A 22345-nucleotide genomic window follows, 5' to 3' on the forward strand; every position below is an offset into this window, starting at 1 on the left:
GTCTTAACGCCTGTTTCGACCCTGCCACAACAGTAATTCACAAACTAGCAGGAGCAGTGCTCGTGTCTCTGGACTCAGCGCTAACGCTCCGGAGCATCCCCATGAAACGGATTCGTTACATGCAATTCGCGCTGGTCTCTCTGTTCAGTTTTGGCCTGGTTTGCGCCGAGGCCGGTGACGCTCAAAAGCCAAGTGTCCATATCTACAACTGGTATGACTACATTGCCCCGAACACGGTGAAAGACTTCCAGAAAGAAGCAGGCGTCAGCGCGGTGTACGACGTGTTCGACAACAGTGAGGTCATGCAAAGCAAACTGATGGCTGGCCGCAGTGGTTATGACGTTGTGGTTGCCAGTGCCGACCTGCTACCGAACCTGATCAAAGCCGGCGTGCTGAAAAGACTGGATCGCTCCAAGTTACCCAACTGGTCCCATCTCGATCCCGACGTCCTCGCCAAGTTGCAGAGCAATGATCCCGGAAACAGCTACGCTGCCCCTTATTTGTGGGGGACCACTGGCATCGGCTATGACGCGGACAAGGTTAAGTCACTACTCGGCCCCGATGCGCCAGTCAATTCCTGGGACTTGATTTTCAAGGAAGAAAATCTAGCCAAACTCCGTCAATGCGGTGTGGCCATGCTGGACGCGCCTGGCGAGGTTATTCCTATCGCACTGCACTACCTTGGACTGCCATACAACAGCCATAACCCGGACGATTACAAAAAAGCTCAGGAACTGCTGTTGAAGCTGCGCCCCCATATTGCCTACTTCGATTCTTCCAAGTTCATCTCTGATCTCGCCAATGGCAACGTCTGCGTTGTGCTGGGCTGGGCGGGCGGTGTCTCCGACGCGCAGAAAGCCTCCGAGCTGGCTGGCAACCATCGAAACCTTGTCTACAGCATTCCACGCGAAGGTGCCCCGGTGTGGGTGGAAAGTATGGTGCAGCTCAACGATGCGCCGAACCCGGAGCAAGGGTTGGCCTTCATCAACTACATGTTGCGCCCCGAAGTCATTGCTGAGTCATCCAACTACCTGAGCTATCCGAACGCGAACAAGGATGCCACTGCGCTTGTAGAGAAGAAGATCCGCGACAATCCTGGGGTGTATCCGTCCAAGGATGTGCTGTCCACGCTTTTTCCCCTGGAGCCACTGCCGCTGAAGCTGGAGCGCATTCGGACCCGTGCGTGGAACACAGTCAAGACAGGCAATTAATTGGCAGACCCGGTTCTGCTGATGATTGACCAAACCCCAGTCATGAAACAAACCAAAACAAGAGCGAGAGATCATGAAAGACACGATGAAGCCACGTGCCCGTGACCTGAATATTCAGTTCGGCCAACTGCAACCCGGTCCCCTCAACGCCATCACCGATGTGCCGGGCGTTCGGGTCGGTCACAGCAATGTGCGAGGACGCACCGCCAACGGCCGCGACATCCTGACTGGGGTAACAATCATCGAGCCGCGTGTCGGTTCCACCAGCCAGCAACCGTGCTTTGCCGGCGTCCATGTGTTGAACGGCAACGGCGACGCAACCGGTCTGGAGTGGATTCGCGAAGCGGGTCTTTTGACCAGTCCCATCGCCTTCACCAACACCCACAGCCTGGGTGTGGTGCGCGATGCACTGATTGTGCTGGACCGTGAACAACAACCGGATGACGGCCGTATCTACTGGAACATGCCGGTGGTGCTGGAGACCTATGACGGGCTGCTCAACGACATCAACGGTTTTCATGTGAAGCACGAGCATGTGGCCGAAGCCCTGAGTAATGCTGTAATTGGGCCCGTTATCGAGGGCGCGGTCGGTGGTGGCAGCGGCATGATCTGCCACGAGTTCAAGGGCGGTATCGGCACTGCATCGCGGCGCCTGAGTAGCACTCAGGGCAGTTGGACTGTTGGCGCCATTGTCCAGGCGAACCACGGCATCCGTAACGAACTGCGCGTCGACGGCTATCCGGTGGGACGCTACATGGAACAGGCTGACTCCCCGTTCCTCAAGGCTTCGCTACCGCACCCGGGCATGGGTTCGATAGTCGTTTGCCTGGCCACCGATGCGCCGTTGCTGCCACACCAATGTACGCGCCTGGCACAACGCGCCAGCATCGGTCTCGCCCGCACCGGTGGAGGTAACGAAGACCACAGCGGTGACATTTTCGTCGCCTTCTCCACCGGTAATCATGTGCCGCCAGCAGCTTACGAAAGTAAGCGCGCGCCGACCACCGACAACCTTAGCATGGTCAACAACGACCATATCAGCGAGTTGTTTCTTGCCGCCACCGAAGCGGTGGAAGAAGCCATCATCAACGCCTTACTAGCCGCTGACACCGCCGAAGGCAACGGCCATGCAGTACCGGGACTGGATTGTGAGACGCTGCTCAAAGCCTTGCATCAGGCCGGCTGGCCGGGAGCGGCGAATGGTTAACTGATCTCTTCGCATGGCCGCCGGAGCTTCACGACAAGCGCTGAGTCTCTGGCGGGGCTGCTGAATAGCCGATTGTCCGATTCAGCTCACAGATGAGTCAGACGAATTTGCGTAAAACTGCACGTTCGCTATGGTGGCAATAAACCACCTGACTACAACTAAAGTCGTAGGAGCGCCTCATGAGAATACGCGGTGATGTTTTCTGGGCCTGGGCTGACCCGACGCTTCATCACCGAACTCACGACGAGACACTCGACGATGGGACATACATTGATGTCCAGACGCGACTGTCGCGGACAGGCAGAACGCAGATGTTCATCGGGGTGTACGCCCCTGGTGGCATGGCTATCCTTGAGGAGGCCTTCGATTCTCGCCCTGGCGAGTCGATGACCAGGGCGCTGGCGTGGGGCGTTGGCCGGGCCCGACGTGTCGCCGCTGAAGGTGTGCCTGCCGCAGGCTTTCTGGCTGCCTCGAAATAGCGGCCAGGCGCGCAGCGCCGGAGGGCAGGCGGCGACTTCCAACTGTCATCAGCGAAAACGCTGTGTCTTAAATCGCTGCGTCGCCACACTTCCAGCGATCCGGCAGAGTAGGCATCATCGGTCTGGCCCGTCATCCTCGCTGATCAGCGCCTCCTTTTCTGGATTTTTGAGTGCGATCCATGAACCCCACCTTCTAAAAGATAGGGCCTCAGCTTACCGTGGTATCTCTGGCGAGCAGTTCCATGGCAGCAAGGCTTCGTAGTCTGAGACCGACGACGCATACGGCAGGCGCTCAAGTACGTGGCGCAGCCACGTATAGGGCTCCTGGCCGTTGACCTTGGCGGTCTCGACCAAGCTGTATATCTGCGCACTTGCCGTGGCGCCCTTGGGCGTGTCACTGAACAGCCAAGCCTTGCGCCCAATGACAAACGGTTTTATCGCACGCTCTGCCAGGTTGTTGTCGATTGGCAAATGGCCCGCTTCGACATACCGTTCCAGGCGGCTCCAGTTGTTTGCCAGGTAATGCACCGCCTTGCCCAATACGCTTTGCGGCGTCACCTGGGCGTACGTCTTGTCCAGCCAGCTTTTCAGCTGACCGAGGATCGGTAAGCTTCTTTCCTGGCGACCGATGAACCGCTGTTCGTCGCTGACCTCCTTGAGGTCGCGCTCGATGTCATACAGCTTATTGATCATCGTCAGCGCCACATCGGCTCGTCCGGTCTTACCCTTGGGCTGCACCTTTTGTGCTTCGACGAACTTGCGGCGCGCGTGAACCATGCATGCCAGTCGCTCGATACCGGGCTGCAACGCCAAAGCGTTGTAACCCGCATAATCGTCGGTCATCACATAGCCGCGATAGCCTTGCAACAGACGCAATGGTACTTCCTGCGCACGGCTGGTGGTGTAGTCGAACAGCACAACTTGTCGATCAGGCGGGCCACTGGCTTGCACCCACATCCAGGATTGGCTGGTCGGGTCTCGATCCGGTTCTTTCAACACCTGGACGCGGGTCTCATCGCAATGAATCACCGGACTTTCCAGCAGCCGATCACGCATCAGATTCAACAGCGGCTGGAAGTATTTACTGCACTGGATCACCCAACGCGCCAGGGTTTGTCGTGGAACCTCGATGCCGTGGCGGGACAGCACACTTTCAAACCTGTGTAGCGGCAAGCCATCGACGTACTTGGTCGTCAGCAGCATGGCCAGCACGCTTGGGCTGGCCATGCTTTTTTCGATTAACTGGGCGGGCTTGTCAGCAGTGACAGGAGCAGTCTCGCAACCACGGCAGCCATAGATCTTGCGCACGTGTTTGAGTACGCGGATCTGCATCGGCACGATATCGAGCTGCTCGCTGGTTTCTTCGCCGATGACATGCTTACGGCAACCGCAGGCGCAGGTCAGTTCGTGTTCGGGCAACTCATGGATAACTTCGATACGTGGCAGATTAGCCGCCAGTGGCTTGCGCTTGCCACGGCGCTTGACCGGGACAACGACTTCTTCATCGGCATCATCGACTACAGCCAGCAGAGGGTCATTTTCCGCTTCATCGAACATGGCCAGTTGCGGCGTTTTGGGATCGACGGTTTGCTCGGACTTGCGGCCAAAGAAACGGTCACGCCATAACTTGATTTGCTCTTTCAGATCGTCAATTTGGACGATGTGGGCCTGATTGACTTCCTGCTCGCGCAAACGGGCAGCATAGCTCTCAAGCAATAATTGCTTGAGCAGGGCAGGATCGTCTGGGAGATTGTCGGGCACGGAAATCATGCCGCGGATTATACCGGGTCAGGCGACGTAGCGCGGAGTCAAAACCTGATGGGGACGGTTGCGCCAAAGGTCGAAACCGTCGAGCAGCCAATTGAGTTCTTGGACGGTCAGGACAATCGCTTCGTCGCTGGGCTCAGGCGACATTTTGAAGCGCTCGGCTTCCAGGCGCTTGAGCCAGAGGCAGAAGCCGTTGCGCTCCCAGTACAACACTTTGATCCGATTACGCGCCTTGTTGAGGAAGACGAAGAGCACGGGGTCGAACACGGCGACTTTGATATCCAGTTCTACCAAGGCAGTAAGGCCGTCGATGGACTTTCGAAAGTCCACAGGCTTGGGGTAGAGGTAGACTTTTTCGACTTTGCTGTCGGGGCGCATCATGCAGGGCTGGCTCCAGAAGGAAATCGGGAGCACAGCATCGGGCATCAGGTAAGCGCTTTGAATGTGGGGTTCATGGAGCACTTACGGATTTTTCATCAAGTAGCCGTCGATATAGTGCGCCGTGTTTTTCAAGGCCTGCGTCATGTTCGAGCATCAGCCTTCAGGTAAGGTGACACCGCAGATAAACTCATGCGTCCCCAGGCGGTGCGAGCCGAATTCCACCACGTAGCCATCTCCTCTGCGCTGCGCCTCTGCCATGGCCGTTTTCTGGTCGGCATAAACGTCGACGAAATGCCATGGATGTCGGTCTCTCAGGACCCCCCATCCGATGACCCAGCCTTCCCGTGAAGGGTCCGGCGGCAGGTTCTTCGCCAAGCTTCGAATGGACATACCTAGCTCCTCAATATGCACAGGCTCGCCGTTACAGGTTGAGCACTTTTCTTGAACCACAGCTTGCAGGCGTTGGTCTTCAGCATGAAGGATGGGTGAAATTTCCAGGTTTACTCATCAAATATTGAAATGTTCGCGGTCTATGGTTGAACGCAAGCCAATTCCAGCAGCAAGGGAGTCAGGAAATGGATTATTCCAGCATGGTTGAATCGTTGGACAAGATGTTGAAAGCCACGGCTGCAGCCAAAGGCTGTCTCCAGCCTTCAGATACAGAGTGTCCCCCATACCTGCGTAGCCACTCATCCGCGACGTCACCCATGGTTGATGGGGTGCCACTTTTGATCCAAAGCATGAATCCTCGGTCGAACTTGAATGCCGCCCCGCACTCGCTGAGCAGAAACTGACGAACCTTCTGCGTGCTACGGTAATGCTCGTCCAGTTGAGTGGTACGGGTAAACGGCCCAGCGTGCCAGTCGACGGTCATGGTCTGTTCCATTGACTATTGAAAAGGCAAAAGCCCGTAGGTGGTCCTCTACGGGCTTTGCGGTGGTTCCAAATTATCTCGGTCGGCCTGTCAGCCTTCGAACTGGATCACCATCCGGCCTTTGATCTTGCCCTCCAGCATCTCGTCAAAGATCTGGTTGATATCCTCGATCGGTCGCAGCGTCACCTTGGGCACCACTTTGCCTTCAGCGGCAAACTGGAAGGCTTCCTGCAGGTCCTGGCGTGTACCCACCAGCGAGCCCACCACTTCGATGCCATCAAGCACCAAGCGGGGAATATTCAGGTCCATGGACTCCGACGGAAGCCCGACGGCCACCAGTCGCCCGCCAGCGCGCAAGGCATCGACGGCTGAGTTGAACGCGCCTTTGGCCACAGCAGTAACGACGGCAGCATGTGCGCCGCCGGTTTTGGCCTGGATGACCTTCGCAGCATCTTCGTTGAGCGGGTTGACCACCAGATCCGCGCCCATCTCGCTGGCGAAGCGCAGTTGCTCTTCGTTGACGTCGATGGCGATGACTTTGGCGTTGAACACGTTCTTGGCATATTGCAGGGCCAGGTTGCCCAAGCCGCCGAGCCCGTAGATGGCGATCCATTGGCCGGGGCGGACGTTGGAGATTTTCACTGCCTTGTAGGTCGTGACGCCGGCGCAGGTAATGCTGCTGGCGGCAGCGGAGTCGAGGCCGTCGGGCACTTTAACCGAGTAGTCGGCCTTGACGATGCAGGCCTCGGCCATGCCGCCGTCCACGGTGTAACCGGAATTCTTCACGTCGCGGCACAGGGTTTCGTTGCCGCTGTTGCAATATTCGCAATGTCCGCAACCCTGGTAGAACCAGGCAACGCTGGCTCGGTCGCCTGGCTTGAGCGAGGTGACGCCCGGGCCAACTTCCTGGACCACGCCAATACCTTCGTGGCCCAGTACTACACCGGTCTTGTCACCAAAGTCGCCATTTTTCACGTGCAGGTCGGTGTGGCACACACCGCAGCACTGCATCTTCAGCAGCGCTTCGCCGTGTTCGAGAGGGCGCAGGGTTTTCTCTACCACGTCCACGCGACGGCCTGGTGCAACGACAGCAGCTTTCATAAGAGCCTCCGTGTCTATCCGATGTGAGCTTGGGGTATCGCCGGGACAGCATAGACCTTGCCTGCCCAGGCAAAACTGCTTCAGGTCATGGTCGTGGTGGACGCGCCCATAAAATGCCTGCGTATGCCTGACTGGCATGTGCGGAAAAAAGAAAAGCCCGCGGCAATGATGCGGCGGGCTGCAAGAACGTACGGAGCAGGGTCAGTGTGCCAATCCGGATGTCGGCATTTCGTGAAGAACCATAAAAAAGCCCGCCATGAAAGGCGGGCAAAAGACGTTTGAAGGGAGAGCTTGCAGGCTGCGCCGTGCCGGTTAACCCAGGATTAAGCGACAACGCATTGACCCGGCACCCTGATCAGCCTATACAGGCCTGCCATTATCCCAGGAGCCAGCATGCGCGACGAAGACGACCTGCACGAACCCGAGCACGATCACCTGCTCGACCACGAATTCCTCTACGACGACGTGGCGCCCGAGGCAGATGCCCAGGGCGCCGAGGATGAAGTGGAGGAGGACGAAGAAACGCTGGACGACCTTGATGACGAAGAGCGCGATCACCCAGCCTGGTTCGACGATTGCGACGACTGACTCAGCGACCATCCACCGAGAACCGGCCGGGCCCGCTTACCGCCAGCAACAGCAGGCCGCCCATGATGCTGAGGTTTTTCAGAAACTGGGTCATGTTGGCGCTGCGCTCGGGGTCGACCATGTTCCAGAACGGGTGGCCAAGCAACGCGGTGCCCAGCACGAACAGTGCGAACAGGAACGCCAGCGGTCGCGTGTAGAAACCGAGGATCAACAGGATTGCGACGACAAACTCCATAATGACGGCAATCCCTGCCGCCAGCATCGGTGCAGGGGCGCCGAGTGAGGTCATATAGCCTACCGTGCCATCGAAGCCGGTCAGCTTGGCCCAGCCGGACAAGACGAACAGGATCATCAGCAGTATGCGGGCGATCAGGATAATAATGTCGCGTTGACCATCGAACAGGGAGTAGCGCATGGCGGCGTTCCAGTGGACGAGTACAAGCTCCACTTTAGCAGCTGCGCAAGACATTGCCGTCAGGCAGCAAAAAGGCGCCGCAAGGGCGCCTTTTCAACGAAGTTTGGTGCGAGTGGCGGGACTCGAACCCGCAAGGCTCACGCCGACAGATTTTAAGTCTGCTGTGTATACCAATTCCACCACACTCGCACGCTTGAAGGGGTCGCAACGACCAGCTCGCTTCTAAGCAGAAGGGCTTCGCAATCAAGCGCGCTTTATAACCCATTGTTATAGTTGAGTCAACTGCAGCACCTATGATCAACAGATAGAGGGGTCGATCAAACGGGCAATTGACACCTTGCCATCATCACGCAACTGTTGCCCGGTAAATGGCCCCGTGGGTGTTCCGCAATGACGCAGGGTGGAGTTGGCGAAGACATGGTGCGTCCACGGTTGTTCTGGCGGCTGCTGTTCGCGCAGGTGCTCGTGCTGGGTGCTTTTCTTTACATCAGCCTGATCAGCCTGGGCGGGTATCTGCTGTTGCTGGGCTTCGATGCAGAGCACTCACAGCAGCAGCGTATGTTGGCCCTGGCCGGCGGTGGTATGATCATGCTGCTTAGCCTGTGGTTGCTGAAAGTGGCCATGCCACGGCGCATCGGCCCGGTGCTGTCCGAGCCGGAACGCTGACTGCCTGTAGTGGTTCAACTGTCTACTGGCAGACACTCCGGGCTACGTTCATTTCCTCCCTCCTGCTGTGCCAGTGGAGTTTGCATGGTTCCAGCTGACTGTCTCGAATCTCCCGTCATGCCTGCCCATCGTTATGAACAGCTGGTTCAGTCGGTGGTGGATTATGCCATCTACATGCTCGACCCCTCCGGCCATGTGGTGTCGTGGAACGCCGGCGCGCAACGGATCAAGGGTTACCGTGGCGATGAAGTGATCGGCAAGCACTTTTCGTTGTTCTTCACCCCACAGGATTGTGCGGATGGCCGCCCCGATCAGTTGCTGCGCCAGGCGCTGGAGCAGGGTGTGGCGCAGGACGAAGGCTGGCGGGTGCGCAAGGACGGCACGCAGTTCTGGGCCCTGGCTGCACTGGATGTGATCCGTGATGAAAATGGCCAGATCATAGGCCTGGCCAAGGTGACACGCGATATCACTGACCGTCGCGAGTCGGCGCTGCAGCTGGACGCAGTGCGCGCCCAGCTGTTCCAGGCGCAGAAGCTTGAAGCCCTCGGCCAGTTGACCGGTGGTCTGGCGCACGACTTCAACAACATGTTGACCATCATCATCAGCTCGGCGCGCCTGGCGCTGGCCACCCAGGACCCGGCACGCGCCCAGCGCATGTTGCAGCACATCCTCGATGCCAGCCAGCGCGGCACCGAACTGACCCAGCAACTGCTCAGCTTTGCCCGGCACCGCAAGCTCGATGTGGCCAGCGTTGCCCCTTCAGACTTGGTTACCGCTACGCGTGGCCTGCTTGAGCATGCTTTGCCAGGCTCAATTGACTTGGAGGTATTGCTGCAACCGGACCTGCCGCTGATCGAGGTGGATGCCGGGCAACTGCAGATGGTGTTGCTCAACCTGTTGTTCAATGCCCGTGACGCCATCGAGGGGCATGGCCGGATCAGCCTGACTGTCGATGTGGTCGAGCTGCTCGGCGAAGTTGAAGGGCTCAAGGGCAGCTTCGTGCGCTTCAAGGTGGAAGACAGCGGCGAAGGTATACCCACAGAAATACTGCCGCGTATCTTCGAGCCGTTTTTCACCACCAAGCCTTTTGGCAAGGGTACCGGCCTGGGGCTTAGCCAGGTCTATGGTTTCGCCCGGCAAAGCGGCGGCGCCATTTGTGTCGATAGCGAGCCTGGCTGGGGAACTTGCATGCAACTGTACTTGCCAATGTATCAGGACCAGACGGATAGCCCACTCGACAGGTAGACAACATGGCACAGGCACTGAAGCGACTGGTAACGGGGATCGACGGGCTCGACGCGTTGCTCAAGGGTGGCCTGGTAGCTGGCGCCTCCTACATTATCCAGGGGCCACCGGGGGCTGGTAAGACCATCCTCGCCAATCAGTTGGCCTGCGGCCATGTGCGGGGCGGTGGTCGGGTGCTGGTGGCCACCTTGCTGAGCGAGTCGCATGAACGCTTGTTCCAGTACCTGTCCACGCTGGACTTCTTCGATCCGGCGCTGGTCGGCGACCAAATCCAGTTCGTCAGTGCCTTTGATACCCTTGAGCAGGACGGGCTGGAAGCGGTGGTGCGGTTATTGCGCCAGGAAATCGCCCGGCAACAGGCCAGCCTGCTGATCGTCGACGGTGTGCTCAATGCCCGGGTACGTGCGGAAACCGCGCTGGACACCAAAAAGTTCGTCTCTGAACTGCAGGGGCATGCAGCCTTCGCCGGCTGCACCGTTCTGCTGTTGACCAGTGCCCGGCTGGACGAAGGCAGCCCGGAACACACCATGGTCGATGGCGTGATCGAACTGGGTGAGCAATTGGTGGGCAGCCGCGCCGTGCGCCATGTTCAGTTGCGCAAGACCCGTGGCAGTGGCGCGTTGTCGGGGCGTCACGAATGCCTTATCGATGAGTCCGGCATGCAGGTCTATCCTCGCCTGGAAGCCCTGTTCAGCCACCCCAGCCAGTTGGGCAGCGGCACCTTGGCGCGTGTCAGCAGTGGTGTGCCAGCCTTCGATGAAATGCTTGGCGGGGGCTTGGCCACTGGGTCAGTCAGCCTGTTGATGGGGCCTTCAGGAAGTGGCAAGACGTCATTGGGCCTGGCCTTTCTCGGTGCCAGCACCCCGCAGGCGCCGGGGTTGCATTTCGGTTTTTACGAAACGCCCGAACGTCTGCGCAGCAAGGCCGCTTCGCTCGGTTACGATTTTGCCGCGATGGAGCAGGGTGGTAGCTTGCAACTGTGCTGGCAGCCGACCACCGAGGGCTTGCTGGACCAGGTTGGCGCGCGGCTGCTGGAGCGTGTGGCGGCGCAGGGCAGCAAGCGCGTGGTGATCGACAGCCTTGGTGCATTCAGCCGGCTGGCAATTGACTCGACGCGGCTCAATGCGTTTTTCCGCGCGCTGGCGGGTGAGTTGCGCGCGCGCGATGTCAGTGTGATCCTGACCTGGGAGATGCGCGACATCTTCGGCGCGGAAATAAGCGCCCCCGCACCGGACCTGTCGAGTATCGTCGACAACCTTATGCTGATGCGCTTTGTCGAACTGGACTCGCAACTACGGCGCATGCTGTCGGTCCTCAAAGTACGTGACAGCCATCATGACCCGGCCTTGCACGAGCTGCTGATCGGGCCGCAAGGCATTACCTTGCGCAAGGCGTTCGAAGGTGCCTGTGGTGTGCTCTCGGGAACGCCGATGCCGCAGGGGAGCGGGTGACGGACGAGCTGATGAATACCATCCTGATTGTCGATGACGAATACCTGATCGCCGATATCCTCGGTTTTGCCCTTGAGGACGAAGGTTTCCTGGTGGAAAAGGCGAGCAATGGCAGCAAAGCACTGGAGGCTTTGAAGGAAAAGCGCGTGCAGTTGGTGATTACCGACTACATGATGCCGCTACTCAACGGTGAGGAGTTGGCGCGTGCCATCCGCGAGGACCCGGCGTTAAGCGAGTTGCCGGTCATCCTCATGAGCGGCGCACAGGCCAGCCAAGGATGCCCGGCCCTGTTTGCCGCAATATTCGACAAGCCGTTCGACATGGATGAGATGATCGCCACTGTGCATCAGTTGCTGCGCACCTGAGACTGGCGGTCGAGCGCATCCATGCCCCTCGGGGGGAGGCTCAGTGGGAGTCTTCGTGCTTCTCCGGCGCCGGGCTACCGGCCTGGATGCGTTTGAAGATCTCTTCTCGATGGACCTGAACATCTTTCGGTGCATCGATACCAATCCTCACCTGCATCCCTTTGACGCCCAGAATGGTGACTTTGATGTCATCGTTGATGACGATGCTTTCGCCAACCTTACGGGTGAGTATCAGCATGTAGTTCTCCTTGGTGATATAAAAATCCGCAGGGCTAGTTGCCCCGGCGGCGGGAGCTTGTCCCTCTTCCTTCTCATTAAAGACGCTTTCGGCGGATATTAATTCCCCGACAGACAAATTCTGTTGCGTGTCTTCAGTTGCAGGTGCCAAAGCAAACCGTCAACGGTTTGTCGGCCAAGGCGCTCGCTGCCAAGAATAGGGGGGTTGGCGGCTAATGGGAAATTTCTTCGCATCATGGGCTGAATAGACAAGCTTAATGGTCCTCCTGTTCCTCGAGAGCCTGAAGAAACAACAGCAAGGCCACTTCCTCCGGGTCCAGGCCTTTGCGCACACGGTTTTTCGGCAAATTGGCCAGGCGCCCCAACGTATAGTGCTCCAGGACTGCCGGGTGGATGTAGCAGCGCCTGCACACTGCCGGCGTATTGCCCAGGCGCGTGGCTACCTGGCGGACTATCGCGGCGACCTGACGCTTGGCTTCACTCTCCGGCTCCCAGGCCAAGGGCCTCAGCAGGTGCAATGCCAGGCTGCTGCCGGCCCAGGTGCGATAGTCCTTGGCGGTGAAGTCGGCGCCGGTCAACTGCTGCAAAAACTGATTGACCTCGCTGGAGCCGACACTATGGCGCTGGCCGTTTTCATCCAGGTACTGAAACAGCGCCTGTCCAGGCAGTTCCATGCAGCGTTTGAGCAAGTTGGCCAGGCGCCGATCGTTGAGGGTGACGTTGTGTTCGACGCCGCGCTTGCCGCGGAACTGGAAGCGAATGTTGCTGCCTTTGACCTGCACATGGCGATTGCGCAGGGTGGTCAGTCCATACGACTTGTTATCGCGCAGGTAGCGCTGGTTGCCAATCCGAATCAGGGTGTGGTCCAGCAGGCTCACTACCAGCGCCATTACCTTTTCCCGGTCCAGCCCTGGCCGCGCCAGGTGAGCTTCCAGCTGTGCGCGCAGCTTTGGCAGGGCCTGAGCGAACGCAAGCATGCGCCCGTATTTGTGCTGGTCGCGCAGTTCGCGCCACTGCGCGTGGTAGCGGTACTGCTTGCGGCCACGGGCATCGCGGCCAGTGGCTTGCAGGTGGCCTTGCGGATCGGCGCAGATCCACACATCGGTGTAGGCCGGGGGAATCACCAGTGCGGCGATGCGCGAGAGGGTGTCGCTGTCGCGTACCCGTTGGCCATCGGCATCCAGATAGATGAAACGGTCGCGCCAGCGCCGACGGGTCAGGCCCGGCTGGCTGTCGTCAACGTAGTGCAGGGTGCGCGGCAGGGGGCAGTCGGGCATGGGCTGCAGGCCTCGATCGGGTCACAGCTCAATGGACAATACGCGCGCGAAGGATGCTCAACCCAAAAGGGCCACCGACTTGATCTGGGCGAACAGTACCTGCCCTGTGTGCAAGCCGAGCTGGTCTGCCGAGAAGCGGGTGATGCGTGCAAGCAAGGCATTGCCCCCGGCATCCAGGCTGACCAGCACATGCGCCGGGTTGGCCGCCGGGCGGCTCTCGCGCACACGTACCGGCAGGCGGTTGAGGATGCTCGATGCGCTGTCCGCCGCCAGTGCCAGGCTGACGTCCCGGGCCTGCACCTTGACGCGCAGGGTGCTGCCCATCACCTGTGCCGCGTGGGTGATGCGCAGCAGCGGCCCGCTGCTGCCGGGGAGGCGCAGGTCAAGCAGGCCGTAGTGCGAGTCGTGCCCTACCACCATACCCTCGAACACTACCCCGGCATCGTCGCCCTGGGCCAGCGACAGGTCGAGGCGAGCCAGGGTTTCGCCGATCGGGCCGCTGGCGATCGCCCGGCCTTGTTCCAGCAACACCAGGTGGTCGGCCAGCCGCGCGACTTCATCCTGGGCGTGGCTAACATATATCAGCGGGATGTCCAGTTCGTCATGCAGGCGCTCCAGGAAGGGCAGTATCTCGCGCTTGCGCGGGCCGTCGAGGGCTGCCAGCGGCTCGTCCATCAACAACAACCGTGGGCTGCTGAGCAGGGCGCGGGCAATACCCACCCGCTGCGCCTCGCCACCAGACAGGGTTGCCGGGCGGCGGTCCAGCAAGTGGCCGATACCCAGCAGTTGGCAAGCCTGGTCGAGGCTGACCTTGCGTTCAGCGGGCGCTACCCGGCGCCAGCCGAACGCAAGGTTGCCGCGCACCGACAGGTGCGGGAACAGGCTGGCCTCCTGGAACACATAGCCCACCGGACGCAGGTGCGGTGCCTGGAAGTGGCCACGGGTGCTGTCTTCCCAGACTTCGCCGTTGACCTCGATATAGGCGCTGGCGGCCCGTTCCAGCCCGGCCAGGCAGCGCAGGCAGCTGGTCTTGCCGGAGCCAGAATGGCCGAACAGCGCGCTGATGCCGCGCCCGGGCAGGTGCAGGTCGACGTCCAGGGTAAAGTCGTCGCGCGCCAGTTTCAGGCGCGCCACAATCGATGCGGTCATTTCAGCTCCAGCCAGTTTTGCCGCGGCGTCCAGCGTACAGCAGAAGTAGCACCAGGAAAGAGAACACCAGCATGGCACCGGCCAGCCAGTGGGCTTGCGAGTACTCCATGGCTTCGACGTGATCGAAAATTTGCACTGAAACCACGCGGGTCTTGTCGGGGATGTTGCCACCGATCATCAGTACGACGCCAAACTCGCCGACCGTGTGGGCAAAGCCGAGGATGCTGGCAGTGACGAAGCCAGGGCGGGCCAGCGGCAGCACCACATGAACGAAAGTGTCCCATGGGCTGGCGCGCAGGGTGGCGGCGACTTCCAGGGGCCGCTGGCCGATTGCGCCAAAGGCATTCTGCAGTGGTTGTACCACGAACGGCAGGGAGTACACCGTCGAGCCAATCACCAGGCCTGTGAAGCTGAACACCACAGTGCCCAGGCCCAGCGCCTGGGTGGCCTGCCCGAGCCAGCCATGCGGGCCGAGGGCGATCAACAGGTAAAAGCCGATCACCGTAGGTGGCAGTACCAGCGGCAGTGCCACCACCGCCCCCACCGGCCCGCGCAGCCATGAGCGCGTGCGCGCGAGCCACCAGGCGACGGGTGTGCCGATAACCAGCAGGATCAGGGTGGTCAGGCTGGCCAGTTTTACGGTCAGCCAGATGGCTCCCAGGTCACTGGCATCCAGTGGCATCAGCGTTCATAACCATAGGATTTGATCACCGCTGCGGCTTTGGGGCCTTTGAGGTATTCGACCAGTGCCTTGGCGGCCGCATTGTCCTTGCCTTTGTTGAGGATGACAGCGTCCTGGCGGATCGGGTCGTGCAGGTCGGACGGCACGATCCAGGCCGAGCCATTGGCCACCTTGCCATCCCTGTAGATCTGCGACAGGGCGACGAAGCCCAGCTCGGCGTTGCCGGTGGAGACGAACTGGAAGGCCTGGGTGATGTTCTGGCCTTCGACGATCTTGCCTTTGGTGGCCTCGGTGAGCTTCAGCCTGTCCAGTACCTGCGTGGCGGCCAGGCCGTAAGGAGCAGCTTTCGGGTTGGCGATGGACAGGTGTTTATATGCGTTCTTCTTCAGCACTTCACCCTTGGCGTCTACGTAGCCTTCCTTCGCAGACCACAGGGCCAGGGTGCCGATGGCGTAGGTAAAGCGCGAACCGGGTACGGTTTCCTTTTCTGCTTCAAGCTTCTTGGGGGTGGTGTCGTCAGCGGCGAGGAACACGTCGAACGGAGCACCATGCTTGATCTGCGCATAGAACTGCCCGGTGGCGCCATAGGCCGCGACCAGTTTGTGGCCAGTGTCTTTTTCGAAGGCCTTGGCGATGGCCTGGACAGGAGCTGTGAAGTTGGCTGCGACCGCGACCTGGACTTCGTCGGCCCAGGCCGTGTTGAAGGCCAGCAGGCTGAGCAGGGCTGTGAAGGTCAACTGGGGTGAGCGCAAGCGCATGAAGACAGATCCTTGAGGTTATCGTTATAGCCATAACTATATAGCGATAAACCAGTTGCCGTGAAGAGGCCTAGCCTGCCTGTCAGAATGCCTGGTGGCCGATCACTGCCAGTGCCTTCCCGGCGATCTCCCGGGTCAGCTCACCTGCTGGCATGTGCCGCCCCAGCCGCAATGCCTGCCCCGACCAAAGATTACTGAAGTCACTATTACCCTGCGGGTCGGTGATCGCCCGTAAAGGCATCAATGCCCCACCCGCCAGCGGAAAGCGCGGTGCAAGTTCGCTCATCGGCCCTAGCTCGCGCATGATGCGATTGTTGATGCCGCGCGCCGGGCGGCCGGTAAACAGGTTGGTCAGCGCGGTGTCGCTGGCAGGCGCGCTGTCCAGCGCCCGGCGATGCGCTGGCGACACCTTGGCCTCGGGGCAGAACAGGTAAGCCGTGCCGATCTGCACTGCCGAGGCGCCCAGGGCCAGTGCCGCCAACAGCCCGCGGTGGTCGCCGATACCACCGGCGGCAATCACCGGCACGCCGACGGCATCGGCCACCTGCGGTACCAGAGCGAAGGTGCCTATCTGGCTGGTGATGTCATCGCTGAGGAACATGCCACGATGGCCACCGGCTTCATAACCCATGGCAATGATCGCGTCGCAGCCATTGCGCTCCAGCCAGACTGCTTCTTCCACGGTCGTGGCGCTGGACAGTACCTTGGCACCGCTGGCCTTTACCCGCTGCAGCAGCTCGGCCTTGGGCAGACCGAAGTGGAAGCTCACCACCTCCGGGCGCAAGGCTTCGACCAGTTGGCAGCTCTGCTCGTCGAAAGGCGCGCGGTTGGACACCGGGGTGGGCGCTGCGAAATCGGCGCCCACTTCGCTGTAATAGGGCTCAAGTGCCTGCTTCCAGCGTGCATCGCGTTCGGCATCGGGCGCTGGTGGCTGGTGGCAGAAGAAGTTCAGGTTCAACGGGTGCCCCGGGCAGCCAGCGCGGAATGCGGCGATCTCGGCGCGCACCTGTTCGCCGCTGAGCATGGCGCAGGGCAGGGCGCCCAGGCCACCTGCCAGGCCCACGGCAATGGCCATGGCTGAGCCGGTGGCCCCCGCCATGGGGGCCTGCAGAATGGGCAGCTCGATGCCCAGCAGGTCGAGGATACGGCGGTCGGGCCAATGGCTCATGCGATTCTCCTTGCGTGGGGCGAGCGGTGCGGCGGGGACTTGCGGCGAGTCTTACAGGGCCTTGCTGACCTGAATGTCGCTGATTTTGTCGGCGTCTTCGCCGTGGATCTTGCGCAGGGCCTCGAGGGCTTGCTCTTGCGAGGCATCGGGCATCAACGCGAAATCCCAGCGACGCTGGCCGTCGAGCTTGTATTTGATGACGTACTTGATGGTCTGGGTCATGGTGGCCTTATCTGAGTTTCGACGACGAGCGACGGATGATCTTGATCTTGTGGGTCAGGGTTGGCTTGCGGGTGACCGAGATCGGGCGAGTGGTCACGGTATCGATGGTGATGTTCCAGAAGCCGGTGCTGGGTACGGTTATCTTCGCCGGAAACTTCTCGAAATGGCCGCCGTGGTAAGTATGACGGCCGCCGTTCTTGAAGCTGCGGAAGTTGGCGTCGTTCATCAGGCGGATATTGCAGCGCTGGGAGCACTCGATGACGACGATATCGTCCTCGTTGAGGTGCTCGCGCTGGTGTACGAATTTCATGTGATGCTCCGCAAGGTTTGGATCTGCAAAAGCAAAAGATACCACGATGTGCCGTTACACTGCCGCGCTGATCACCAGGCGTGGATAATTCTGCCAAAGCAGGGAGCAAAACCGCCTGGATGTGGTCGAAGCGAATTCTTGAAGGCAGAGGTGCTGCAAATGAAGTGGATGGTGGCGGCGTTGTCGGTGGCGCTGGGTGGCTGCGTGAGTGTCGCGGAGCTGGAACAATCGCATGAAACGCTGGACGTGATCTCTGGCAAGAGCCCGCGTGCCTATGCCGATTGCGTAAAGCAGAAGCTGGCCGATACGCGTGACCCGCTGACCGAAGAGCAGCGTGGTGACGGCCTGCGGCTGATCGTACCGCAGAAAATCGCATCAAGTGCGGGCCCGGCGGCGCTGGTGGATATCGACAAGCGGGGCAGCGGCAGCAGCATCAAACTGCACGAGCGGCTGAATAACTTCCCACTGCGCCTTGGGGATGTGCGCACTGCCGCAACCGAATGCATCTCCGGAAGTTGATCTGAGGCAAAGGGTCTTCCTTTCTCTGCTTATATGTTTTAAGCCTAAACATATAACAAAAGAAAAGGAGATTCGTGATGACACCGTTGAGACGCGTGATGATCGGCAGCCTGCTGATCCTGATCTGGCCCACGGCACATGCCGCTGACGGTCAGAAGGTCTTCACCCAGGGGGGAGCCAACCCCGCTGCCATGGCCTGCCTTGGTTGCCATGGCCCGGATGGCAAGGGCATTGCCGCCGCCGGCTTTCCACGGTTGGCCGGGCTTCCGGCCGGTTACCTTGCCAAGCAGTTGCATGACTGGCGCAACGGCAGCCGCAAGCAGCCAGTGATGGAGCCCTTGGCCAAGGCCTTGAGCGACGATGAAATCAAGGCCGTCAGTACCTACCTGGCCAGCTTGCCGGCAGCGCCCGCTGGCGACCTGCGCCGGCAGCAGATTGCCAATGACCCTGCCACCCGCATGGCCCTGTACGGCGACTGGAGTCGGCAGATTCCTGGCTGCGTGCAATGCCATGGGCCGGGAGGCGGCGGAGTGGGCGAACACTTCCCGCCCTTGGCCGGCCAGCCCGCCAGTTACCTGGTGGCACAGCTCAACGCCTGGCGTGACGGCAGCCGCAGCAATGACCCCAATCAGCTGATGGTCGGCGTGGCCAAGGCCATGACCGATGAGGAGGTCAAGGCCGTTGCCGAGTTCTTCGCTCGCCCCGCCAGCCAGGAGGTCACGCCATGAAAACCATGATTCCAGTCTTGTTGCTGCTGACCGTGGGCAGCGCCCAGGCCACGCCGATCGCCATGGAAGACCAGTCGCAGTTGAAGGTTCCCGCTGTGCAGGCGGCACCGCAGTTCGTGCCGCCCGCAGAGAGTGAATTGCCCGATAATGCCTTTGGCAAGATGGTGCGTGAAGGCCATGCCTTGTTTGTCGATACCCGCCGATTGATGCCCGAGGCTGTGGGCAATGGCATGAACTGCAGTAACTGCCACCTCGATCAGGGGCGGTTGGCGCATTCGGCGCCGCTGTGGGGCGCCTACCCGATGTACCCGGCGTATCGCAAGAAAAATGACAAGGTCAACACCTTCGCCGAGCGTATCCAGGGGTGTTTCCAGTTCAGCATGAACGGCAAGCCACCGGCCGCTGACAGCCCGCAGATGACGGCATTGGCAGTGTATTCATACTGGCTGTCGACCAAGGCACCGACCGGTGTGGAGAGTGTCGGGCGTGGTTATCCGGAGGTGGCACAACCCAAGGGCGGTTATGACTTCAAGCGCGGCCAGCAGGTTTACCGCGAACAATGCGCGATTTGCCATGGCGATAACGGTGAAGGGCAAAAGGTCGCAGGCGAGTACGTAATGCCGCCGCTTTGGGGCAAGGACTCCTATAACTGGGGTGCTGGCATGCACCGCATCAACACCGCTGCGTCGTTCATCAAGTACAACATGCCGCTGGGCAAGCCCGGCAGCCTCAGCGACCAGCAGGCCTGGGACGTGGCGGCGTGGATCAACCGCCACGAGCGGCCACAGGACCCGCGGCTGGTGGAGGGATCCATCGAGAAAACGCGGGTGAAGTTTCATGCCAATGATGGGGTGAACCTGTATGGTCAGCAGGTTGATGGGGTGCTGATCGGACAAGGGACGGGGAGTTGATGTAAGCCGGTGGCGGCCTTTTCGCCGGTGAACCCGTCGACGAGGCCGCCTCAGGCACGCTGATTTGCCTGTCATCCAACGGTCATGTATGACAGCAATATTCACGATCCCCCGGAACTATCTACACTGGGATATCTCTATGATGGCAATGGTCGTTATCGGGAGGCATTGTAAGGTGACTGCCGCCTGATTAGACTGCGCCGAATTCCACAGGCCTAGCCTCTTGTAAGGACGTATATGATCAAAAAATGCTTGTTCCCGGCAGCCGGCTACGGCACTCGCTTCCTGCCTGCTACCAAAGCCATGCCCAAGGAAATGCTGCCGGTGGTCAACAAGCCACTGATCCAGTATGGCGTTGAAGAAGCATTGGATGCTGGTCTGAACGAGATCTCCATCGTTACCGGGCGCGGCAAGCGGGCCCTGGAAGACCACTTCGACATCAGCTACGAGCTGGAGAACCAGATCAAGGGCACCGACAAGGAAAAATACCTGGTCGGTATTCGTCGTCTGCTCGACGAGTGCTCGTTCTCGTACACGCGCCAGACCGAAATGAAAGGCCTCGGCCACGCCATCCTCACTGGCCGCCCACTGATCGGCGACGAGCCGTTCGCGGTGGTGCTGGCGGATGACCTGTGTGTCAACCCGGAAGGTGACGGCGTGCTGACGCAGATGGTCAAGCTGTACAAACAGTACCGCTGCTCGATCGTCGCCATCCAGGAAGTCGACCCGCAGGAAACCAACAAGTATGGTGTGATCGCCGGTGAAATGATCCGCGACGACATTTTCCGTGTGACCAACATGGTCGAAAAACCGGCTCCGGAAGACGCGCCTTCGAACTTGGCGATCATCGGCCGTTACATCCTGACCCCGGATATCTTCGACATCATCGCCAATACCAAACCAGGCAAAGGCGGTGAAATCCAGATCACCGATGCCCTGCTGCAGCAGGCCAAAGATGGCTGCGTGATTGCCTATAAGTTCAAAGGCAAGCGTTTCGACTGCGGTGGTGCCGAAGGCTACATCGACGCGACCAACTTCTGCTTCGAGAACTACTACAAGACTGGCAAGGCTTACTGACAAGCCCTGCTGGCCTCAAAGCCATCCTTCGGGGTGGCTTTTTTGTTTGCTGCGGCCAACGGCGGTATGCTGGACGCCTGCCTAGGAGAGTGAATACATGGCCTTCGATTTTGATCTGTTCGTGATTGGCGCCGGGTCCGGTGGTGTACGCGCAGCGCGTTTTGCTGCCGGTTTTGGCGCCAAAGTGGCAGTGGCTGAAAGCCGCTACCTGGGGGGGACCTGCGTCAACGTCGGTTGTGTGCCGAAAAAGCTGCTGGTGTACGGCGCGCACGTTGCCGATGAGCTGGAGCAGGCCGCGGGTTTCGGCTGGACGTTGGAAGAGGGGCATTTCGACTGGGGCACCCTGATTGCCAACAAGAATCGGGAAATCGAGCGCCTCAACGGTATCTACCGTAACCTGCTGGTCAACAGCGGGGTGACCCTGTTGCAGGGCCACGCGCGTCTGACGGGTGCCAATGAAGTGGAAGTGGACGGTCAGCGCTACACCGCCGAACACATCCTCATCGCTACCGGTGGCTGGCCGCAGGTACCGGACATCCCCGGCAAGGAACTGGCCATCACCTCCAACGAAGCTTTCTACCTCAAGAGCCTGCCGCGCCGCGTGCTGGTGGTAGGCGGGGGGTATATCGCCGTCGAATTTGCCGGCATCTTCCAGGGCCTGGGTGCCGACACCTCACTGCTGTACCGTGGCGACCTGTTCCTGCGCGGCTTCGATGGCTCGGTGCGCACCCACCTGAAGGAAGAGCTGGAAAAGCGCGGCCTCGACTTGCAGTTCAACGCCGACATCCAGCGCATCGACAAGCTCGAAGATGGCCGCCTCAAGGCCACGCTCAAGGACGGCCGCGAGCTGGTAGCCGACTGTGTGTTCTATGCCACTGGCCGGCGCCCGATGCTGGACAATCTGGGCCTGGAAAACACCGGCGTCGAGCTGGATGCGTGCGGCTACATCCGGGTTGATGAGCAGTACCGGACCACCGCGCCCTCGATACTTGCCATTGGCGATGTGATCGGCCGTGTGCAGTTGACTCCAGTGGCCTTGGCTGAAGGCATGGCCGTGGCGCGGCGCCTGTTCAAACCCGAGCAATACCGCCCGGTGGATTACCAGAACATCCCCACTGCGGTGTTCAGCCAGCCGCCAATCGGTACCGTGGGCCTGACCGAAGAGCAGGCGCTGGAGGCCGGGCACAAGGTGCAGGTATTCGAAAGCCGCTTCCGGGCCATGAAGCTGACCCTGACCGACATTCAGGAAAAGACCCTGATGAAGTTGGTGGTCGATGCCGAGACCGACAAGGTGCTGGGCTGCCACATGGTCGGTCCTGACGCTGGCGAGATCATTCAGGGCCTGGGCATTGCGCTTAAAGCCGGTGCGACCAAGCAGCAGTTCGACGAAACCATCGGCGTGCACCCGACGGCGGCTGAAGAGTTCGTGACCATGCGCACAGTCACCCGCTGATAACGCGGAGCCTGCTGTACAGCCTGTAGAAGCAGCCTTGTGCTGCGATGGGGCCCTTGTTCGGGCCTCTTTGCAGCAAAAAGGCTGTTACAGGGATGTGTACA

26 protein-coding genes, 1 tRNA gene and 1 pseudogene are annotated in these 22345 nt (G+C 60.1%); 13 read left to right on the forward strand and 15 right to left on the reverse strand.

Annotation, left to right across the window (positions count from 1 at the left end; genetic code table 11):
• Positions 1-101 precede the first annotated feature (101 nt).
• The 3 genes from QCL51_RS09560 (at position 102) to QCL51_RS09570 (ending at position 2897) form a co-directional block, all read left to right on the forward strand.
• A complete protein-coding gene (locus QCL51_RS09560; protein WP_274101793.1) occupies positions 102-1211 on the forward strand; it encodes a polyamine ABC transporter substrate-binding protein in 1110 nt (369 codons plus the stop codon).
• 85 nt (positions 1212-1296) lie between these two features.
• Positions 1297-2418, forward strand: coding sequence for a P1 family peptidase (locus QCL51_RS09565; RefSeq protein ID WP_028697658.1), 1122 nt, complete (start codon positions 1297-1299; stop codon positions 2416-2418).
• 179 nt (positions 2419-2597) lie between these two features.
• Positions 2598-2897 carry a hypothetical protein gene (locus QCL51_RS09570; protein WP_103462319.1) on the forward strand — a complete coding sequence of 100 codons (300 nt, stop codon included), beginning with the start codon at positions 2598-2600 and terminating at the stop codon, positions 2895-2897.
• Positions 2898-3110: 213 nt separating this feature from the next.
• Here QCL51_RS09570 and QCL51_RS09575 read toward each other — a convergent pair whose 3' ends face one another.
• From QCL51_RS09575 to adhP, 5 genes and pseudogenes are all read right to left on the reverse strand, one after another.
• Entirely contained in the window at positions 3111-4667 is a 1557-nt protein-coding gene (locus tag QCL51_RS09575; RefSeq protein ID WP_232893739.1) for an IS66 family transposase, read from the reverse strand.
• Positions 4668-4685: 18 nt separating this feature from the next.
• Positions 4686-5045 (reverse strand): IS66 family insertion sequence element accessory protein TnpB, encoded by a 360-nt coding sequence (gene tnpB, locus QCL51_RS09580; RefSeq protein ID WP_019437365.1) that lies wholly within the window; start codon positions 5043-5045, stop codon positions 4686-4688.
• Positions 5046-5198: 153 nt separating this feature from the next.
• Positions 5199-5435, reverse strand: coding sequence for a hypothetical protein (locus tag QCL51_RS09585; protein ID WP_003250935.1), 237 nt, complete (start codon positions 5433-5435; stop codon positions 5199-5201).
• Positions 5436-5715: 280 nt separating this feature from the next.
• A pseudogene (locus QCL51_RS09590) lies at positions 5716-5919 on the reverse strand (DUF6434 domain-containing protein); the annotation flags it as partial.
• Between the two features lie 90 nt (positions 5920-6009).
• Positions 6010-7020, reverse strand: coding sequence for an alcohol dehydrogenase AdhP (gene adhP / locus QCL51_RS09595; RefSeq protein ID WP_047603476.1), 1011 nt, complete (start codon positions 7018-7020; stop codon positions 6010-6012).
• Positions 7021-7413: 393 nt separating this feature from the next.
• Here adhP and QCL51_RS09600 point away from each other — a divergent pair, with 393 nt between their 5' ends.
• Entirely contained in the window at positions 7414-7608 is a 195-nt protein-coding gene (locus QCL51_RS09600; protein ID WP_021784522.1) for a hypothetical protein, read from the forward strand.
• A 1-nt stretch (position 7609) separates the two neighbouring features.
• On the opposite strand, the gene QCL51_RS09605 is transcribed toward QCL51_RS09600, so the two are convergent.
• Together QCL51_RS09605 and QCL51_RS09610 are read right to left on the reverse strand one after the other, a co-directional pair.
• Positions 7610-8023 (reverse strand): DoxX family protein, encoded by a 414-nt coding sequence (locus QCL51_RS09605; RefSeq protein ID WP_021784521.1) that lies wholly within the window; start codon positions 8021-8023, stop codon positions 7610-7612.
• Positions 8024-8127: 104 nt separating this feature from the next.
• Positions 8128-8212: transfer RNA gene (locus QCL51_RS09610), tRNA-Leu, on the reverse strand.
• Between the two features lie 201 nt (positions 8213-8413).
• Between QCL51_RS09610 and QCL51_RS09615 the strand changes: the two genes are divergently transcribed.
• The 4 genes from QCL51_RS09615 (at position 8414) to QCL51_RS09630 (ending at position 11750) form a co-directional block, all read left to right on the forward strand.
• Positions 8414-8689 (forward strand): hypothetical protein, encoded by a 276-nt coding sequence (locus QCL51_RS09615; RefSeq protein ID WP_028697657.1) that lies wholly within the window; start codon positions 8414-8416, stop codon positions 8687-8689.
• A gap of 84 nt (positions 8690-8773) precedes the next feature.
• Positions 8774-9934: an ATP-binding protein gene (locus tag QCL51_RS09620; RefSeq protein ID WP_103469806.1), complete on the forward strand. Its 1161-nt coding sequence runs from the start codon at positions 8774-8776 to the stop codon at positions 9932-9934.
• A gap of 5 nt (positions 9935-9939) precedes the next feature.
• Positions 9940-11385, forward strand: a complete 1446-nt coding sequence (locus QCL51_RS09625; protein WP_103444197.1) for an ATPase domain-containing protein — start codon at positions 9940-9942, stop codon at positions 11383-11385.
• Positions 11386-11396: 11 nt separating this feature from the next.
• Entirely contained in the window at positions 11397-11750 is a 354-nt protein-coding gene (locus tag QCL51_RS09630) for a response regulator (RefSeq protein ID WP_103470283.1), read from the forward strand.
• A 40-nt stretch (positions 11751-11790) separates the two neighbouring features.
• On the opposite strand, the gene csrA is transcribed toward QCL51_RS09630, so the two are convergent.
• The 8 genes from csrA to QCL51_RS09670 form a co-directional block, all read right to left on the reverse strand.
• Positions 11791-11988 (reverse strand): carbon storage regulator CsrA, encoded by a 198-nt coding sequence (gene csrA, locus QCL51_RS09635; RefSeq protein ID WP_012051904.1) that lies wholly within the window; start codon positions 11986-11988, stop codon positions 11791-11793.
• Between the two features lie 253 nt (positions 11989-12241).
• Positions 12242-13264, reverse strand: a complete 1023-nt coding sequence (locus QCL51_RS09640; protein WP_021784256.1) for a DNA topoisomerase IB — start codon at positions 13262-13264, stop codon at positions 12242-12244.
• Positions 13265-13321: 57 nt separating this feature from the next.
• Complete coding sequence (gene modC, locus QCL51_RS09645) at positions 13322-14413, reverse strand: molybdenum ABC transporter ATP-binding protein (RefSeq protein ID WP_323601289.1); 1092 nt, start codon at positions 14411-14413, stop codon at positions 13322-13324.
• Position 14414: 1 nt separating this feature from the next.
• Entirely contained in the window at positions 14415-15095 is a 681-nt protein-coding gene (gene modB / locus QCL51_RS09650) for a molybdate ABC transporter permease subunit (RefSeq protein ID WP_103444200.1), read from the reverse strand.
• Positions 15095-15853, reverse strand: a complete 759-nt coding sequence (gene modA, locus QCL51_RS09655; RefSeq protein ID WP_338444794.1) for a molybdate ABC transporter substrate-binding protein — start codon at positions 15851-15853, stop codon at positions 15095-15097. The genes modB and modA overlap by 1 nt, the downstream gene beginning before the upstream one ends.
• Positions 15854-15935: 82 nt before the next feature.
• Positions 15936-17021, reverse strand: a complete 1086-nt coding sequence (locus QCL51_RS09660) for a nitronate monooxygenase family protein (protein WP_021784252.1) — start codon at positions 17019-17021, stop codon at positions 15936-15938.
• Between the two features lie 51 nt (positions 17022-17072).
• Positions 17073-17243 carry a hypothetical protein gene (locus tag QCL51_RS09665; protein WP_021784251.1) on the reverse strand — a complete coding sequence of 57 codons (171 nt, stop codon included), beginning with the start codon at positions 17241-17243 and terminating at the stop codon, positions 17073-17075.
• A 7-nt stretch (positions 17244-17250) separates the two neighbouring features.
• On the reverse strand, positions 17251-17553 hold the full coding sequence (locus QCL51_RS09670; protein ID WP_003250918.1) for a DUF1883 domain-containing protein: 303 nt from the start codon (positions 17551-17553) through the stop codon (positions 17251-17253).
• Between the two features lie 159 nt (positions 17554-17712).
• Here QCL51_RS09670 and QCL51_RS09675 point away from each other — a divergent pair, with 159 nt between their 5' ends.
• The 5 genes from QCL51_RS09675 to gorA all read left to right on the forward strand — a co-directional run bounded on the left by QCL51_RS09675 (position 17713) and on the right by gorA (position 22241).
• Positions 17713-18072, forward strand: coding sequence for a hypothetical protein (locus QCL51_RS09675; RefSeq protein ID WP_021784250.1), 360 nt, complete (start codon positions 17713-17715; stop codon positions 18070-18072).
• A 77-nt stretch (positions 18073-18149) separates the two neighbouring features.
• Positions 18150-18800, forward strand: a complete 651-nt coding sequence (locus tag QCL51_RS09680; protein ID WP_021784249.1) for a c-type cytochrome — start codon at positions 18150-18152, stop codon at positions 18798-18800.
• Positions 18797-19711: a c-type cytochrome gene (locus tag QCL51_RS09685; RefSeq protein ID WP_338444795.1), complete on the forward strand. Its 915-nt coding sequence runs from the start codon at positions 18797-18799 to the stop codon at positions 19709-19711. The genes QCL51_RS09680 and QCL51_RS09685 overlap by 4 nt, the downstream gene beginning before the upstream one ends.
• 237 nt (positions 19712-19948) lie before the next feature.
• Positions 19949-20788 (forward strand): UTP--glucose-1-phosphate uridylyltransferase GalU, encoded by an 840-nt coding sequence (galU, locus tag QCL51_RS09690; RefSeq protein ID WP_014590484.1) that lies wholly within the window; start codon positions 19949-19951, stop codon positions 20786-20788.
• Positions 20789-20885: 97 nt separating this feature from the next.
• Entirely contained in the window at positions 20886-22241 is a 1356-nt protein-coding gene (gorA, locus tag QCL51_RS09695; protein ID WP_338444796.1) for a glutathione-disulfide reductase, read from the forward strand.
• Positions 22242-22345: the final 104 nt, after the last annotated feature.

The organism is Pseudomonas sp. LTR0 (genome assembly GCF_036630035.1).
Classification (GTDB): domain Bacteria; phylum Pseudomonadota; class Gammaproteobacteria; order Pseudomonadales; family Pseudomonadaceae; genus Aquipseudomonas; species Aquipseudomonas putida_Y.

Bases quoted from the DNA above. Each gene is read 5' to 3' on its own strand.
- QCL51_RS09585 (WP_003250935.1), bottom strand. From the start codon at position 5,435: ATGTCCATTCGAAGCTTGGCGAAGAACCTGCCGCCGGACCCTTCACGG.
- QCL51_RS09560 (WP_274101793.1), top strand. From the start codon at position 102: ATGAAACGGATTCGTTACATGCAATTCGCGCTGGTCTCTCTGTTCAGT.
- QCL51_RS09685 (WP_338444795.1), top strand. From the start codon at position 18,797: ATGAAAACCATGATTCCAGTCTTGTTGCTGCTGACCGTGGGCAGCGCC.
- QCL51_RS09660 (WP_021784252.1), bottom strand. From the start codon at position 17,021: ATGAGCCATTGGCCCGACCGCCGTATCCTCGACCTGCTGGGCATCGAG.
- QCL51_RS09665 (WP_021784251.1), bottom strand. From the start codon at position 17,243: ATGACCCAGACCATCAAGTACGTCATCAAATACAAGCTCGACGGCCAG.
- QCL51_RS09615 (WP_028697657.1), top strand. From the start codon at position 8,414: ATGACGCAGGGTGGAGTTGGCGAAGACATGGTGCGTCCACGGTTGTTC.
- gorA (WP_338444796.1), top strand. From the start codon at position 20,886: ATGGCCTTCGATTTTGATCTGTTCGTGATTGGCGCCGGGTCCGGTGGT.
- QCL51_RS09605 (WP_021784521.1), bottom strand. From the start codon at position 8,023: ATGCGCTACTCCCTGTTCGATGGTCAACGCGACATTATTATCCTGATC.
- modB (WP_103444200.1), bottom strand. From the start codon at position 15,095: ATGCCACTGGATGCCAGTGACCTGGGAGCCATCTGGCTGACCGTAAAA.
- QCL51_RS09570 (WP_103462319.1), top strand. From the start codon at position 2,598: ATGAGAATACGCGGTGATGTTTTCTGGGCCTGGGCTGACCCGACGCTT.
- modC (WP_323601289.1), bottom strand. From the start codon at position 14,413: ATGACCGCATCGATTGTGGCGCGCCTGAAACTGGCGCGCGACGACTTT.
- csrA (WP_012051904.1), bottom strand. From the start codon at position 11,988: ATGCTGATACTCACCCGTAAGGTTGGCGAAAGCATCGTCATCAACGAT.
- QCL51_RS09565 (WP_028697658.1), top strand. From the start codon at position 1,297: ATGAAGCCACGTGCCCGTGACCTGAATATTCAGTTCGGCCAACTGCAA.
- QCL51_RS09575 (WP_232893739.1), bottom strand. From the start codon at position 4,667: ATGATTTCCGTGCCCGACAATCTCCCAGACGATCCTGCCCTGCTCAAG.
- QCL51_RS09670 (WP_003250918.1), bottom strand. From the start codon at position 17,553: ATGAAATTCGTACACCAGCGCGAGCACCTCAACGAGGACGATATCGTC.
- QCL51_RS09640 (WP_021784256.1), bottom strand. From the start codon at position 13,264: ATGCCCGACTGCCCCCTGCCGCGCACCCTGCACTACGTTGACGACAGC.
- tnpB (WP_019437365.1), bottom strand. From the start codon at position 5,045: ATGATGCGCCCCGACAGCAAAGTCGAAAAAGTCTACCTCTACCCCAAG.
- QCL51_RS09675 (WP_021784250.1), top strand. From the start codon at position 17,713: ATGAAGTGGATGGTGGCGGCGTTGTCGGTGGCGCTGGGTGGCTGCGTG.
- QCL51_RS09625 (WP_103444197.1), top strand. From the start codon at position 9,940: ATGGCACAGGCACTGAAGCGACTGGTAACGGGGATCGACGGGCTCGAC.
- modA (WP_338444794.1), bottom strand. From the start codon at position 15,853: ATGCGCTTGCGCTCACCCCAGTTGACCTTCACAGCCCTGCTCAGCCTG.
- galU (WP_014590484.1), top strand. From the start codon at position 19,949: ATGATCAAAAAATGCTTGTTCCCGGCAGCCGGCTACGGCACTCGCTTC.
- QCL51_RS09600 (WP_021784522.1), top strand. From the start codon at position 7,414: ATGCGCGACGAAGACGACCTGCACGAACCCGAGCACGATCACCTGCTC.
- QCL51_RS09630 (WP_103470283.1), top strand. From the start codon at position 11,397: ATGAATACCATCCTGATTGTCGATGACGAATACCTGATCGCCGATATC.
- adhP (WP_047603476.1), bottom strand. From the start codon at position 7,020: ATGAAAGCTGCTGTCGTTGCACCAGGCCGTCGCGTGGACGTGGTAGAG.
- QCL51_RS09680 (WP_021784249.1), top strand. From the start codon at position 18,150: ATGACACCGTTGAGACGCGTGATGATCGGCAGCCTGCTGATCCTGATC.
- QCL51_RS09620 (WP_103469806.1), top strand. From the start codon at position 8,774: ATGGTTCCAGCTGACTGTCTCGAATCTCCCGTCATGCCTGCCCATCGT.